Consider the following 14,655-nt stretch of genomic DNA (forward strand, 5'->3'; position numbering starts at 1 on the left):
TAGAATCTGCATTTTGCATTTAGCGAGGAGCCGGACATGAAAAAGAATTCCCTCTATAACACTTCCAGTATTAGTCTTTTTCAATACCTCTTTGCGATTGCAGTGATTTTGGTGCATAGTGGTCGCTTAACTTCCTATGAGCCAGTGCATTTTGGCCTTAAGAGTATCCTTGGACGGCTAGCGGTGCCATTTTTTATCGTCTGTGCCAGCTTTTTCCTAAAGCCATCACTAAGAGATGCAAGGAAAATGAAGGCCTACCTGGTCAAAATCGTAAAAACCTATTTATTTTGGAGTTGTGTCTATCTTCCCTATGCCTGGGTCTTTTTTTCTAGTCTCCATCTCCCAGTAACTCTCTTTCCAGCAGGCGTTCTGATTGCTCTGCTCTATCTGGGAATGTGTTACCAACTCTGGTATATCCCTGCCTTTTTGCTGGGCCTGTTTTTGGTCAATCAATTGGTCAAACGCTTAGGTATGGTTTGGACGGGGGTGATCACCTTTCTTCTTTACTGCTGGGGCTTGATCGAGACCTATTCAGCTTATCTGGACACTACGAGTCTTCTCAAGGGTTACAGCTCTACAGCAATTTATTTTTTACAGCTCGAAATGGTCTCTTTTACACGCCCATTTTTATCTTTATGGGTTACTATCTCTATGATCATTTTCATGCACAAACCTTTAGGGTTCACCGTTGGGAAAAGCTATCTCTCGCCTTTGGCTTGTTCTGTATGGAAGGCATCATCATTTTTCAACATGAAGGAATCGATAAGAACTTTTACTTGCTCCTTCCCTTTGTGACGGTCTATTTGGTCAATGCCTGCCTGCGATCGTCCTTTTTGAAAAGCTATGATTTGCAGTACTTAAAGCAGATGAGCATGGCGCTTTACTTTTCGCATCCAATCTTTATCGAATGGGCTCGCTATGGCTTTAGCAATCTCCCACTTTCTTATCCAGACAGGGGCAAGCTGATTTTTGTGGCCGCCTTGTTGGGAAGTCATCTCTTTGGATTGGTCATGCTCTCTTATCACTCTTGGCAAAAAGAAAAGAAAAACAGAAGTCTTGAAAAGGAAGTTCTCTAGAGAGACTTTCTTTTTTATTTTAAGTGAGACTGATAGGTCAGCTGAGGGTTGCAATTCTTTTCCAGTTTGGTTATGATGTAAGGGATTACAAGTAAAACCAAAAAGGAGAAGCGCATGAAGAAAAAATGGTGGCATGATGCCGTGATTTATCAAATCTATCCCAAGAGTTTTTTAGATAGCAATGGAGATGGAATCGGTGACCTCAAGGGGATCATCAGTAAGCTGGATTATTTGGAGAAGTTAGGTATTACGGCCATTTGGCTGTCTCCTGTCTACCAAAGCCCTATGGATGATAATGGCTACGATATATCTGATTATGAGGATATTGCTTCCATCTTTGGCACCATGGAAGATATGGAAACATTGATTGAGGAGGGGCAAAAGCGCGGTATTAAGATGATCATGGATTTGGTGGTCAACCATACCTCTGATGAGCATGCCTGGTTTATCGAAGCGAAAGAAAATCCAAACAGTCCGGAGCGGGACTACTATATTTGGCGGGACCAACCCAATGATCTTGTCTCTACCTTTAGTGGTTCAGCTTGGGAATTTGATCCGGCTTCCCAGCAGTATTATTTGCACTTCTTTAGTAAGAAGCAACCAGACCTGAATTGGGAAAATGAGACCCTTCGGCAGAAGATTTATGACATGATGAACTTTTGGATCGACAAGGGGATCGGTGGTTTTCGGATGGATGTCATCGACATGATTGGGAAAATTCCTGATCAGAAGATCGTCGCCAATGGTCCCATGCTCCACCCTTATCTGAAAGAAATGAATCGAGCGACTTTCGGGGATAAGGATTTGTTAACTGTCGGGGAGACCTGGGGAGCGACACCTGAGATTGCTAAGCAATACTCTGGTCCTGACAATGAAGAATTATCGATGGTCTTTCAATTTGAACACATTGGGCTTCTCTTCCAAGAGGGTCAGCCCAAATGGCACTATGCGAAGAAGCTTAATGTTCCTAAGTTGAAAGAAATCTTTAACAAGTGGCAGACGGAGCTGGGCATGGACGAAGGCTGGAACTCTCTCTTTTGGAACAACCATGACCTCCCTCGGATTGTTTCTGCCTGGGGAGATGACCAAGCCTATCGGGTGAAGTCCGCTAAGGCCCTAGCCATTCTTCTTCATTTGATGAGAGGAACGCCTTATATCTACCAGGGGGAAGAGATTGGCATGACCAACTATCCTTTTAAGAGCCTAGACGAAATCGAAGATATTGAATCTATTAACTACGCCGAGGAAAGCCTCGAAAAGGGAGTGGAGCTAGACACCATTATGGACCAGATCCGACATATTGGCCGGGACAATGCTCGAACCCCTATGCAGTGGTCCAAGCAACCACAGGCTGGTTTTACAACCGGTCACCCTTGGCTAGCTGTCAATCCAAACTATCAGGAAATCAATGTAGAAGCGGCTTTGGCTGATCCCTCATCCATTTTCTATACCTACCAACAATTGGTCGCCCTCCGTAAGGAGCAAGATTGGTTGATCTCTGCAGACTTTGAGCTAGTGGATACAACTGATCAAGTCTTTGCCTACAAACGAGTAGATGGGGAGCAACGCTACTTGATTGTGGTCAATTTGTCTAGTCAAGTCCAGAGCTTTGAACTGGAGGAAGACTATGAGGAGGTCCTCATTAGCAATACCAATGTAGAGCAGGTCAAACAGACAAAAGTATTGGAACCTTGGGATGCTTTTTGTGTGCAACTAACTTGAGCATAAGTTTCTACAAAAAAAGAAGCGGATAGCTTTTCAGATTGCATATAAAGTCTTCTTTAAAACTTTCCTTAGGTGAGTACGGACGTCAGCGAACTTCGTAGAAGTTCCATGACTAAATCAAGATACAAACGGCGTCTGCGGATAAAGTCAAAATAGGAAGTTTGACGCAGAATCTTTCGATTCTAGGAGAACTTATCTTTTTGACACAATCCGCAGCCCATGTTCAATTTGTTTTGAACCCCTTCGCTTATTAATTTCAAAGCTCAGGCTAAAACAGTTTCCCAAACTGTTTTACTCCCAAAACTCCCGAGTGCCTAAAACGTAATTGTTTTAGGCACTTTTCTCACAGCGGAAAGTTTTAAATCTGCTTGAATGACTAAAAAAGAAACCAATTTTTTTGAAAAATAAATTAGCTATTTTATGTAAAGAAATGTTTATCTACATTCTAAAAGAAGCGGATAGCTTCTTTTTTTGTTTTAGAGGGGACGAGGACTGTCCAATGGGAGGGGGGCAGTCTGTCTGGTAGAAGCCTTATAGTTATTTTTTATAAGGACTATTAGTTCTGGTCAATGGCAAGAGGCGAAAACCCTTGATCTATAAGGTTATAGCTTCTGGCTATACCATAAACCATTGAAAAGCAATTATACAGAAGGCGCTTCTTCTGATAAGATAGACTCAACTTGAATTTTTGGAGGACAAAACATGTCAACTACAATTATCGGATTCCCTCGTTTGGGTGAATTCCGCGAACTAAAATTTACAACTGAGAAATATTTTAGAAACGAAATTACAGCTGAAGATTTGTTGGATGCTGCAAAAGAATTGCGTGCCAAACACTGGAACATTGTCAAAGAAAAAGGGATCACTGAAATCCCATCAAATGACTTTTCTCATTATGACAACTTCCTCGATGCTGCTTTCCTCTTCAATGTGGTTCCTGCATCGGTTCAAAACTTGGACTTGTCTGACCTTGAACGCTACTTTGCTTTGGCGCGTGGTTACCAAGGAGAAAAAGGGGATGTGCGTGCTCTTCCAATGAAGAAATGGTTCAACACCAACTACCACTACATCGTTCCTAAATTTGAAAAAGACACTCAAGTAAAATTGGCTGGTCACAAGATCTTTGATGAGTTCCAAGAAGCTAAAGAATTGGGTCTTAACACTCGTCCTGTCCTTGTCGGTCCATTCACTTTCCTTCAATTGTCAGACTTTGAAGAAGGTGTGAAAGCAGAAGATTTCGTGGATAGCTTAGTGGCTGCTTACCAAGATGTTTTTGCGAAATTGGCTGAACTTGGTGCAACTCGTATCCAACTAGATGAAGCAGCTCTTGTCAAAGACTTGACAGCTGAAGAAAAAGCACTCTTCTTAAACCTCTACAACAAACTCTTGGCTGACAAAAAAGGTCTTGAAGTCTTGATCCAAACTTATTTTGGTGACGTGCGTGACATCTACGCTGACCTTGTGAACTTGCCAGTAGATGCGATTGGTCTTGACTTCGTTGAAGGGAAGAAAACTCTTGAACTCGTTAAAGGTGGCTTCCCAGCAGATAAGACTCTTTATGCAGGTATTGTCAATGGTAAAAACATCTGGCGTAATAACTACGAAGCAAGCTTGGAAATTTTGAAACAAGTTCCAGCTGAAAATGTTGTCTTGACAACTTCTTGCTCACTGCTTCATGTACCATTTACGACTGCTAACGAAGACTTTGAACCAGCTATCTTGAATCATTTTGCTTTTGCAGTTGAAAAATTGGAAGAACTCCGTGACTTGGATGCTATCCGCAACGGTCAAGGTGAACAAGCTCTTGCAGCGAACAAAGAACTCTTTGCAACAGAACGTGTCGGAGCAAATGCGGAACTTCGTGCGCGTATCGCTGGATTGACAGACGCAGACTACACTCGTTTGCCAGCCTTTGCTGAACGTGAAGCCATCCAAGAAGAAGCCTTTAAACTTCCAGCTCTTCCAACAACAACTATCGGTTCATTCCCTCAAACCAAGGAAGTGCGTGCTAAACGTTTGGCCTTCCGTAAGGGTGAATTGACGCAAGAAGAATACGATGCCTTCCTTGCTGAAACCATCGACGAATGGATCAAATGGCAAGAAGAAGTTGGATTTGATGTGCTTGTACACGGTGAATTCGAGCGGAACGACATGGTTGAGTACTTCGGTCAAAACTTGTCAGGTTACCTCTTCTCTAAGAATGGTTGGGTACAATCATACGGTATGCGTGGGGTGAAACCACCAATCATCTGGGGTGATGTCACTCGTCTCAACCCTATTACTGTTAAATGGTCTAGCTATGCACAAAGCCGTACGGACAAACCTGTCAAAGGGATGTTGACTGGACCTGTTACTATCCTTAACTGGTCATTCCCACGTGAAGACATCTCTATCAAAGATTCGACTCTTCAAATCGCTCTTGCTATCAAGGAAGAAGTTCTTGACCTTGAAGCTGCAGGTGTGAAGATTATCCAAATCGACGAGGCTGCTCTTCGTGAAAAATTGCCACTCCGTCGTAGCGACTGGTACGAAGACTACCTTGACTGGGCTATTCCAGCCTTCCGCTTGGTACACTCAACAGTAGCACCAGACACACAAATCCACACTCACATGTGTTACTCAGAATTTACAGATATCATCCCAGCTATCGATAACATGGATGCGGACGTGATCTCATTTGAAGCGAGCCGTTCAAACCTTGAAATCTTGGACGAACTCAAAGCTCAAAACTTCCAAACAGAAGTGGGGCCTGGGGTTTACGATATCCACTCACCTCGTGTGCCAAATGAAGGCGAAATCGACCACACCATCGAAGCCATCCTTGCGAAAGTACCAAGCAAGAAAGTATGGATCAACCCTGACTGTGGTTTGAAAACACGTGGTATCAAAGAAACGAGAGAAAGCTTGATCCGTCTTGTAGAAGCGGCAAAAGCTGCTCGTAAAGCGCTATAAGGCAAGTAGAAATTCCTAAGCTTGCTGGTTAGCAAAAGAAAGAATTGCTCAATCAAGAAAGGAATACATTTGATGACTAAGCAAACACCGTCGCTCTCCTTTGAGGTTTTCCCTCCAAATCCTGAAGTAGGCAATGCCAAGCTCTTACGTGCCTTGGAAAATATGCAGGAATTAGCTCCTCACTTTATCAGTGTGACAGCTAGTAATAACAAATACAATATCAAAGAGACGACGGTTGCCTTAGCCAATCATATTCAAAATGAATTGTCTATTCCGACCATTGCCCACTTGCCTGCCATCTATCTGAGTAAGGAAAAAGTGGCAGATACCCTTCATGACTTAGATCAAGTGGGAGTTCATCGGATCTTGGCCCTTCGTGGAGATATTATTCCAGGTGTGGAGCCTCTGAAAGACTTTCGTTATGCAACGGATTTGATTGAATTTATTAAAACGGAAGCTCCTCATTTTGATGTAATCGGTGCTTGTTACCCAGAAGGGCACCCAGATTCTCCAAATCAAATTTCAGATATTCAAAATCTGAAAAAGAAAGTGGATGCTGGATGTTCAAGCCTAGTGACTCAGCTTTTCTTTGACAATGAGCGTTTCTACGATTTTCAAGATAAGTGTATCTTAGCGGGAATTGATGTTCCCATTCATGCAGGGGTGATGCCAATTCTTAACAGAAACCAGGCCCTTCGCTTGTTGAAAACTTGTGAAAATGTTCATATCCCACGGAAGTTCAAAGCCATCCTTGATAAGTATGAGCATGATCCAGAATCCCTTCGTGCAGCTGGTTTAGCTTATGCGGTAGATCAAATCGTAGATTTGGTCACACAAGATGTTGCAGGTGTCCATCTCTATACCATGAACAATGAAGATGTAGCCTATCATGTCCATCATGCAACAAAAGCTTTATTTGATCATCAACCAAACTTAGAGGTGATCTAATCAACAGTCTAAGAAGGAATTGTAGAGATTGAGAAAAATTTTTCTCAGTCTCTTTTTTCTTGGGCCAATTGCTTGCTAAAAGACAACTTTTTTTTTATAGTATTAATATGAAGATTTTGGAGGCGCTTGCAATGAAGAGAGAACTCACGTTGAAGTTATTTGGACCCCCTAAGGTTGTTTTCCAACAGAAAGACATCCGTTTTTCTTTCTCGAAGATGGAGGCTTTATTTTATTACTTAGCCGTATCGGGCGAGGTCAATCGTGATGAAATTGCTGGTATTTTATGGGGAGACAAGGAAAATCAAGTCGCCCGGAAAAATCTGCGGAATACTGTTTACCAAGCCAATAAAATCTTTGAAGGGGATGTCATCGTCTCTCCCAGTAGGAGTAGTCTAGCTCTGAATCCTGAGCTAAGTTTTTCTTTGGATGTTCAACTCTTTGAAAGAGATCCGATAAGAAATTTACATCTTTATCAGGGAGATTTTCTAGAAGGCTTCTACGTCAAGGATGATGAGGACTTTGATCAGTGGGCTTCTCGCAAACGGAGCGCTTATAAGCAACTCTATATTGAAAGCTGTTATCAAAAGATCGACAAAGAGGGGCTGGGGGACCTTAGTGTAGAGTCCTTACTCCACCATTTAGTAGAGCTTGATGAATTTGAAGAAAAAAACTACCAACTCTTGATGGAGTATTATAGAATCCATCACCAGCTGGGGAAATTCTTTGAGACCTATTATAAGTTGGTTGATTTATTGGATCGTGAGTTGAATGTTCGTCCTAGTCGAGTGATAGAGGAACTTTATCATTCTGTTTTGGAAGCTAAACGCACCTATAAACAGAGCAATCGTGTGAATATCCGAGAACTCCCTTTCTTTGGTCGCAAACGAGAACTATCCCAACTGGAGGAATATCTCTCCTTAGTTAAGAAGGGGGAAGCTATTGGCCCCTTCTTGGTCATGGGGCAATCTGGAACAGGCAAAAAACGTCTATTGCGTCAGTTGGTCTTGATGTCCAATCGGAATTTTAGCTTTGTCAAGGTCGAAAGCAGAGCGGGAAGTTGTCAGGAAGTAGGAAGTACCTGGAGTGGTCTTATACAAGCTTTAGAAAAATTAAGTGGAGATCCAGCAAGCTCTTTTTTAGGAGGAGAGAGTGATCTCGTATCTGTACGAGAGCAACTTCAAAGGCTCAGCCAAGAAAAACCTCTCCTGCTTCTTTTTGAAAATGCCCAGTGGATCGATGCGGTTTCATTGGAAAGAGTGAAGCAGTTAGAGGAAAGTAGAGGACAAGAAAAATGGCAGGTGATTTTTACAGCTGAGGGGCCATTGTCAGATAGCTTGGTCAAGTTCTTAGGAGGCTTGAAAGTTGAGAGACGCTTGTCCCAGCTAGAATTGACCAATTTTGATCCGAGTGAAAGTCGATTACTCTTGCAAGGCCAATTGGGGCAGATAGAACCAGCCCTGATCGAGCAGATGATGGAGTGGAGTGAAGGCAGTCCCTTCTTGCTGTCCAGCTATATAGAAGAGTGGAAAGAGAAGGAAAGTTTAGAGCCCTTGCCTGACATCATTCAAGCTTATCTGTCTCAAGAACTAGGTGACTTGAGCAGTGAAGAGGAGTCCCTTCTTCATTATTTGTCTTGTTTTCATAAGCCGATATCCATGTCTATCTTGGCCGATTTGACAGCTACAGATCTTTCTGTTTTAACTGCATTATTAGATCCTTTAACTCAAAGAGGAATCATCTCAATAGTGGAGGAAGGGGAGGATCTCTTGGTCCAATTTTGCAAGCAATTGGTAGCCATGTACTTCTACCAACTCCTGTCACCAGCCAGACGGCGTCTCTTCCACCAACAAATCGCGCAAAAACTGGAAGAAACCTTAGAAGATTCGACAGACCTGCTCTTCTATAAGGAAATTGCTTACCAATACAAGCAGTCCCAAAATCTCTTGCGTTCTCTATCCTTTGAGCTGACCTACTTGGAAGAAATCCTCCAGCTAGAACATGAACTATTCCCAATATACTCCAAGGGAGAAGAAGGGGGAGTATCCGATGGGAAAAATAGCCATTTGGACATTTTTGGGGAACTCTCTCGTCTTCGTCGAGAACTGGATCAGCTTTTTTCAAGGCACCAAAAAGATAGAGACTACAAGTATTTGCAACTGCGTTACTTGTATCTAGAGGGGCGCTACTTTATTCGAAGCGGAGAGTACCAAAAGGGGATTCATGATATACAAAAGGTCATCTCCTATGCGCGGGAACTCAAACAGCTCGACTTCCTTTTAGAAGGGTACCGGCAAATCATTTATTATTGCATTCAAACAGAAAATATTTCTGAAATGGCCTATTACACAGATTTGGCTTTAGAAGATGCGATTCAGGCCAACAACCATGAAGCGATTGCGATTCAGTTGCGCTTGAAGGGTTTGTACCATTTGATGGTGGGGGATGAGGAGCAGGCGACCCGCCACCTCTATCGCTCCATTGATTGCTTTAGTCTGACCAATAGCATGCAGGCCAAGTATGCCATTCAAATTGCGGCTTCTTTAGCCTACCTGGCTGAGATAGAGCAAGTCAGGGGACATTTTCAAGTAGCTGTTACCCATTTGGAAGAGGTCCTTCGCCTGGTGGGAGATCAATCTGTTGATTCGGTCCGAGTGGTGTTTGAAATTGATCTTGGGATTGCCTACTATTGGAAGGGAGACTTGGTCCAAGCCCGTCTCTATTTTGACAGGGCTCAAAAGGTTTTGTCCAGCGTTCGCTTCCCTTGGAAGGAAGAATTGCTCGAATTTTATCAAGCCTTAATTGCTTGTCATTTTGGGGAACAAGAGAAGGTAGCACATTACCTGGCTCGTAAAGAAGGAACCATAAAGCAAGCGACTCATTCACGGGATAAGGGGATGGTGTATTATCTCTTGGCTTTCCTATCGGCCCAGAAGGAGCAAGGAGAGCATCTGAATCCTCCTTTGAGCATCTTCTTGAGAGAAGATAAGAACTACTACAAGAAACTGGCAGAGCAACACTTGACTCCATATAGAGATCGTCCCTTCCTCAAGAGATTAAAAGTCCTCTAGTATATCTTATCAAGTGTCATGAAGGAAGAATAAAAAAGGCTTTGCAACGCCCTAGGGGTGGATGTTGCGAAGCCTTTTGTATTGATAGAGAGGTTTTGAATCTTATTTTTGTTGGGACAAGATTTGGGTCAAGTAAAAGATAAAGGTTGCAGCCAGGTTGGAGGTGTGGTTGTCAATATCATGAGGAGGGGAAACTTCCACAATATCAAAGCCAATCAGTTTGCCACTAGCTGCAATGTGTTGGAGCAACATCAAGGCTAGTTTTGGATCCACACCAAGTGACTGGATGGCACTGACACCAGGGGCAGAACCAACGGCAAAGCAGTCCATATCGATGGAGAGGTAAATCGCTGTCTGTTTTTCTAAGAATTGATCAATCCGATCAAGAATAGCCTGGTGGCTCATCCGGAAGAGATCTTGTCCTGTTAAGAAATCAATGCTTGGTGTTTTAGCTACATAGTTGAATAGGAATAAATTGTTGCTATGTTCCTGAATGCCCAAGATTAAGTAAGGGAAATCCTGGCTCTCTTCTTTTGCGTGGTCCGCCATCTGACGAAATCCTGTTCCAGAGTTGGGACCAGTTTGATCGTAAGGACGCAGGTCAAAGTGAGCATCTAGGTTGATGACAGCCAATTGTTCATCTGGTTGCAAGGAGGATTTGAGGCCCAGGTAGTGACCATAAGCCGTTTCATGCCCTCCACCGAGGACGATTGGTTGAATATTTAGCTCCAACATCCGTTTGACAGTTAGAGAGAGGCTCTCTTGCAAATCTTCAAGAGAACGATTGGGGCCATCGATATTTCCAACATCAAAAACTGTGACGTTGGTGCCCCAGTGCCAAGGAAGTTTGGCGAGTTGGGTTCGAATAGCATTAGGGCTTTCGACAGCACCGACGCGGCCGTTATTGATATAGACTCCTTTATCGCTTTTAAAACCAAGGATTCCAAAGGTGACTTCTTCAAAAGGAGTCAAGGTTTCATCATTCAAATCCAAAAACTTCGTCAGCATTCCCCATTTGGCAGTATAAGGATTGTCTTCAATACTGCCTTGGTAATAACTGTAAGTCATTGGGTAATAATCTCTAAGCACGTTACATGCCTCCGTTTGTTTGTATTAGGCTAGAAAGGGAAAGGCTGAGAAATTTTCTCAGCCTTTTTCTGCTGTATCCTTACTGTATCAGTATTGAATGCTTAAGTCAACTGCTTTTTCGATGGTTGCTAAGAATTCTTCACTTTCAACAACGGCAGATGCCTTATTGAGTTCTTCAAAGATTTCGATGTCCTTGTCAAATTCAATGAAGGCCACCTTGCTGCGAATCATGTCATAGGCTGGTTTTGTACCTTTACCAAGTTCGTGATTTTCTGGTTTGAGATCCAAGGCTTGGCAGGCTGCCATAATTTCAGTAGCAACGATGCGGCGTGAATTCTTAAGGATTTCTGCTGCTTTACGAGCTGCTGTAGTTCCCATGCTGACGAAGTCTTCTTGGTTTTCACAAGATGGGATAGAGTCAACGCTGGCTGGGTGAGACAAGATTTTGTTTTCAGATGCAAGAGAAGCACAAGCATACTGCGTAATCATGAAGCCAGAGTTGAGGCCAGGGTGTTTGACCAAGAAGGATGGCAATTTACTAAGCTGGCTGTTGACCAAGCGTTCCACCCGACGTTCAGATACGTTTCCGATCTCAGAAAGGGCAATACCCAAGAAGTCAAATGGTTGAGCCATTGGTTCACCGTGGAAGTTTCCTCCGGAGATGACGTGACCTTCCTTGGTGATGATTGGGTTATCTGTTACAGAGTTGATTTCGATTTCAACTTTTGTTTTCACATAAGCAATAGAGTCCTTGCTGGCCCCATGGATTTGAGGGATACAACGGAGTGTATAAGGATCTTGTACCCGTTGTTGGGTTGCTACCGTTGTGTTCTTGCTTCCTTCAAGGAGATTACGGATGTTACGAGCTGTTGCCAATTGTCCACTTTGAGGGCGAATGGTATGGAGGTCTTCTTCAAATGGGCTAGTAATACCATTGTGAACTTCCATTGAAAGAGCACCGGCAATGTCAGACAGTTTGAGCAACTGGATACCATCATAAGTCGCAAGAGCACCAATACCAGTTAGGACAGTCGTACCATTGATCAAAGCAAGCCCTTCTTTGGCAGCCAATTGGATCTTTTCAATACCAGCTTGATTGAGAGCTTCTTGACCACTTAAAAGTTGACCTTTGTAGTAGGCGTGTCCAAGTCCCAACATTGGGAGCACCATATGAGAAAGGGGGGCAAGGTCTCCGGAAGCTCCGAGTGATCCTTTTTCTGGAATATAAGGAGTCACTCCTTTGTTAAGCAATTCTAATAGTTTTTCAACAGTTGATAGACGAATGCCAGAATAGCCTTTTAAGAGCGAGTTGATCCGGATGAGCATGATGGCACGAACAGCATCTTCTGGAAGTGGATCACCAAAACCAGATGCGTGGGTACGAATCAAGTTTTCTTGCAGTTGGACAGTATCTTCTGGAGAAATGCTGACATTACAGAGGGAGCCAAATCCAGTGGTCACACCATAGACAACACGTTTTTCACGGACGATATCATCAACAATTTTACGAGATGCGATAACAGCTTCTTTGGCTGCTTCGTCTAACTCACATTGGGCACCGTGCCGAGCGACGGCGATGACCTCTTCCAGTGTTAAGCTGTTACCATCTAAATGAATCAATTGAGTCATATAAAACCTCCGATTATGAATTGTTCTGTAGAAGTAGATTTGTTTACTTCGGTTTGAATACCAAACGTGAGCCCATTGTCTATGATTCTTAGAAGGATTGAAAGAAGTCTTAGAGAAAAGAGCTCAGGTTTGATATTCGTGGCTTCTTAGATGGGCTAGGGAGCAAAGGAATGCTTTGCTCCTCCTAAGTTCCCATCTAATGTGTAAATAGAATTGGTGAGGACTGTTTTATTTTTTAGCTAGTTTGTCACCGTGGAAAACAAAGTAAAGTCCACTAGCGATTACTAGACCGATAGCTCCCCATACAAAGTTCATTAGATTATCCCCTGCAATCATCAAGATACTGATGACAACAGCCAAAATTGGGATAACTGGACCGAATGGCACTCGGAAGGTAACCTTTTTCTCTGGGTACATTTTTCTGAGTTTGAGCGCTGCCAAAGCAGTCGGAATATATTGGAAGAAACGGAAAACAACACTGAAAGTTGCTAAGGATTCGAAAGATCCAGATAACAAGAGTAAGAATGCAAAGAAACCGGAAATGATAATGGCAATGACAGGAGCATTCTTGGAGTTTGTTTTTCCAAGTTCTGCTGGCAAGAGTTTTTCGTCTGCTAGGGCAGCACCGAAACGAGGAACCATAATGGATTCACCGATGTTGAGACCGGCGATTGAAATGAGAGCACCATAGGAGACAAGAGGGGCACCGATAGGGCCAATCATTTTAACAAATGCGTCTTGTACTGGTGCCTCGGTTCCCATAATGCCTCCACCAAGCATAGCGATTGTTCCAGCGATGATCAACATGTAGAGAACTGAGACGATACTGATGGATCCCAAGATAGCACGAGGAACGTTCTTTTCAGGGTTACGCATTTCCCCTGCAACGATGGACATGGTTTCGAATCCGATAAATCCATAGAAGATGTAAACAGCGGTACTAGAAATAGCACTAAAGAGATTTGATCCACTTTCCAATTGAAGGAAAGGTGTGAAGTTGCCCTTGCTTACTCCACCAGGAATAAAGAAGATGGCGAAGAGTGAGAAGAGGACAATTGGGATTAATTTTGCAACAGTAGCTGTCAGTGTGAACATTTTCGATGTTTTCAGACCGGCGATGTTCATCAGACTTAAGAGAACCAACATAACGATACTAATCTGTAGGTTGTAGCCTTCGAATGCTGGGAAGGTAATGATGAAGATCTTAGCAAAACCAGCTAGCATAGCAGCCCAAGCGATAACGGTAACGGCCCATCCGAGGATCCCGACGTTAAAGCCGACAAAGTCTCCGAAAGCTGCTTTTGAGTATTGCATGGCTCCACCGTTTTTATCAAAGTAGCCAGCCGTTTCAGCCAGACAGGCTGATAGTAGCATGACAAGAATAGCTACTCCAAACATGACGGCCAGGGAAGCTGGTCCTAGGCCAGAATATATCTTTTTGGGCAAGAGGAAGATACCAGACCCAATCACGGCATTGATACCGTATAGAGTGGCACCGCTAAAGCTGAATTTCGCTTTTTCTTGTTCCTCAATCGACTGTTTATGTGCTCCGTTCATAATGTCTCTCCTTTAAAACATTATCTTAGCGCAGTCCAGATAGCAATCGGTTGCTTCCCAGACTGAAGGGGTGAAAACGTGATTGTCATCTCTTGAAGAGGAGATGCTTGTTCAATAAACAGGAGCTCGTGAGTTTGGAGGGTTTGAGATTGCCCTATTTCCCATTGGAGTGTGAGAGGACAGAGAGCATAGATCCATTGATAGCGACTCTGGCTCGTGACACTTTCATTTGGGGATATAGCACTCATATGCCCCTGATAGGAAGGTTTATAGATGAGATTAAAATCTTGACAGGTCCCTTGGCTAGATACAGGGTCTCCCCCGTCAAAGAAGTAGCTTTGAAATGGCTTCAAAACCACTTTTTTATGTTGATGGGTGAGTGTAATCGATGAAGTCAGAGGCATCAAGATTCGATGGTAGCCTGTGAGATCGGTAAAGTCACTTGTTTCAACCTCTACCGTTGCAGTAGAGAGTCGGAAATCAAAGGTTCGATCTGGATAACTTCCCTCTTTTGGAGAGAGGAAGAGTTGGGTAGTTTGGCCACCGGACCAAGTAGAAATCTGATAATCTGCAGGGGTAAGATGAAGGATAGTCACCATAGGACGTCCTCT

General features: G+C 43.3%; 10 protein-coding genes. 6 read left to right on the forward strand and 4 right to left on the reverse strand.

Translation table 11 applies throughout. The annotated features are described in order from the left end of the window. Nucleotides 1–36: 36 nt before the first annotated feature. The 6 genes from ACOXXR_RS01655 to ACOXXR_RS01680 all read left to right on the forward strand — a co-directional run bounded on the left by ACOXXR_RS01655 (nucleotide 37) and on the right by ACOXXR_RS01680 (nucleotide 9,769). Nucleotides 37–795, forward strand: coding sequence for an acyltransferase family protein (locus tag ACOXXR_RS01655; protein WP_445278611.1), 759 nt, complete (start codon nucleotides 37–39; stop codon nucleotides 793–795). Nucleotides 796–872: 77 nt separating this feature from the next. Next, nucleotides 873–1,076, forward strand: coding sequence for a hypothetical protein (locus tag ACOXXR_RS01660; protein WP_229102104.1), 204 nt, complete (start codon nucleotides 873–875; stop codon nucleotides 1,074–1,076). Nucleotides 1,077–1,190: 114 nt separating this feature from the next. Further along, nucleotides 1,191–2,798 carry a glycoside hydrolase family 13 protein gene (locus ACOXXR_RS01665; RefSeq protein ID WP_287517018.1) on the forward strand — a complete coding sequence of 536 codons (1,608 nt, stop codon included), beginning with the start codon at nucleotides 1,191–1,193 and terminating at the stop codon, nucleotides 2,796–2,798. A gap of 705 nt (nucleotides 2,799–3,503) precedes the next feature. After that, entirely contained in the window at nucleotides 3,504–5,753 is a 2,250-nt protein-coding gene (gene metE, locus ACOXXR_RS01670; protein WP_270615803.1) for a 5-methyltetrahydropteroyltriglutamate--homocysteine S-methyltransferase, read from the forward strand. Between the two features lie 72 nt (nucleotides 5,754–5,825). Continuing rightward, entirely contained in the window at nucleotides 5,826–6,701 is an 876-nt protein-coding gene (metF, locus tag ACOXXR_RS01675; protein WP_023027221.1) for a methylenetetrahydrofolate reductase [NAD(P)H], read from the forward strand. Between the two features lie 131 nt (nucleotides 6,702–6,832). Beyond that, the gene (locus ACOXXR_RS01680; RefSeq protein WP_445278612.1) at nucleotides 6,833–9,769 is read left to right on the forward strand and encodes an AAA family ATPase; all 2,937 of its coding nucleotides are present in this window, start codon (nucleotides 6,833–6,835) and stop codon (nucleotides 9,767–9,769) included. A gap of 102 nt (nucleotides 9,770–9,871) precedes the next feature. Here ACOXXR_RS01680 and hutG read toward each other — a convergent pair whose 3' ends face one another. The 4 genes from hutG to ACOXXR_RS01700 all read right to left on the reverse strand — a co-directional run bounded on the left by hutG (nucleotide 9,872) and on the right by ACOXXR_RS01700 (nucleotide 14,643). Further along, the gene (gene hutG / locus ACOXXR_RS01685) at nucleotides 9,872–10,858 is read right to left on the reverse strand and encodes a formimidoylglutamase (RefSeq protein WP_445278613.1); all 987 of its coding nucleotides are present in this window, start codon (nucleotides 10,856–10,858) and stop codon (nucleotides 9,872–9,874) included. A gap of 87 nt (nucleotides 10,859–10,945) precedes the next feature. After that, entirely contained in the window at nucleotides 10,946–12,487 is a 1,542-nt protein-coding gene (gene hutH, locus ACOXXR_RS01690; protein WP_414288470.1) for a histidine ammonia-lyase, read from the reverse strand. Nucleotides 12,488–12,715: 228 nt separating this feature from the next. After that, a complete protein-coding gene (locus ACOXXR_RS01695) occupies nucleotides 12,716–14,044 on the reverse strand; it encodes an APC family permease (protein ID WP_048716383.1) in 1,329 nt (442 codons plus the stop codon). A 20-nt stretch (nucleotides 14,045–14,064) separates the two neighbouring features. Continuing rightward, nucleotides 14,065–14,643, reverse strand: a complete 579-nt coding sequence (locus ACOXXR_RS01700; protein WP_445278614.1) for a HutD/Ves family protein — start codon at nucleotides 14,641–14,643, stop codon at nucleotides 14,065–14,067. Between the last annotated feature and the right edge of the window lie 12 nt (nucleotides 14,644–14,655).

This window comes from Streptococcus sp. KHUD_013 (assembly GCF_052588545.1).

Bases quoted from the DNA above. Each gene is read 5' to 3' on its own strand.
- ACOXXR_RS01700 (WP_445278614.1), bottom strand. From the start codon at position 14,643: ATGGTGACTATCCTTCATCTTACCCCTGCAGATTATCAGATTTCTACT.
- ACOXXR_RS01665 (WP_287517018.1), top strand. From the start codon at position 1,191: ATGAAGAAAAAATGGTGGCATGATGCCGTGATTTATCAAATCTATCCC.
- hutH (WP_414288470.1), bottom strand. From the start codon at position 12,487: ATGACTCAATTGATTCATTTAGATGGTAACAGCTTAACACTGGAAGAG.
- ACOXXR_RS01680 (WP_445278612.1), top strand. From the start codon at position 6,833: ATGAAGAGAGAACTCACGTTGAAGTTATTTGGACCCCCTAAGGTTGTT.
- ACOXXR_RS01655 (WP_445278611.1), top strand. From the start codon at position 37: ATGAAAAAGAATTCCCTCTATAACACTTCCAGTATTAGTCTTTTTCAA.
- metF (WP_023027221.1), top strand. From the start codon at position 5,826: ATGACTAAGCAAACACCGTCGCTCTCCTTTGAGGTTTTCCCTCCAAAT.
- metE (WP_270615803.1), top strand. From the start codon at position 3,504: ATGTCAACTACAATTATCGGATTCCCTCGTTTGGGTGAATTCCGCGAA.
- ACOXXR_RS01695 (WP_048716383.1), bottom strand. From the start codon at position 14,044: ATGAACGGAGCACATAAACAGTCGATTGAGGAACAAGAAAAAGCGAAA.
- ACOXXR_RS01660 (WP_229102104.1), top strand. From the start codon at position 873: ATGGCGCTTTACTTTTCGCATCCAATCTTTATCGAATGGGCTCGCTAT.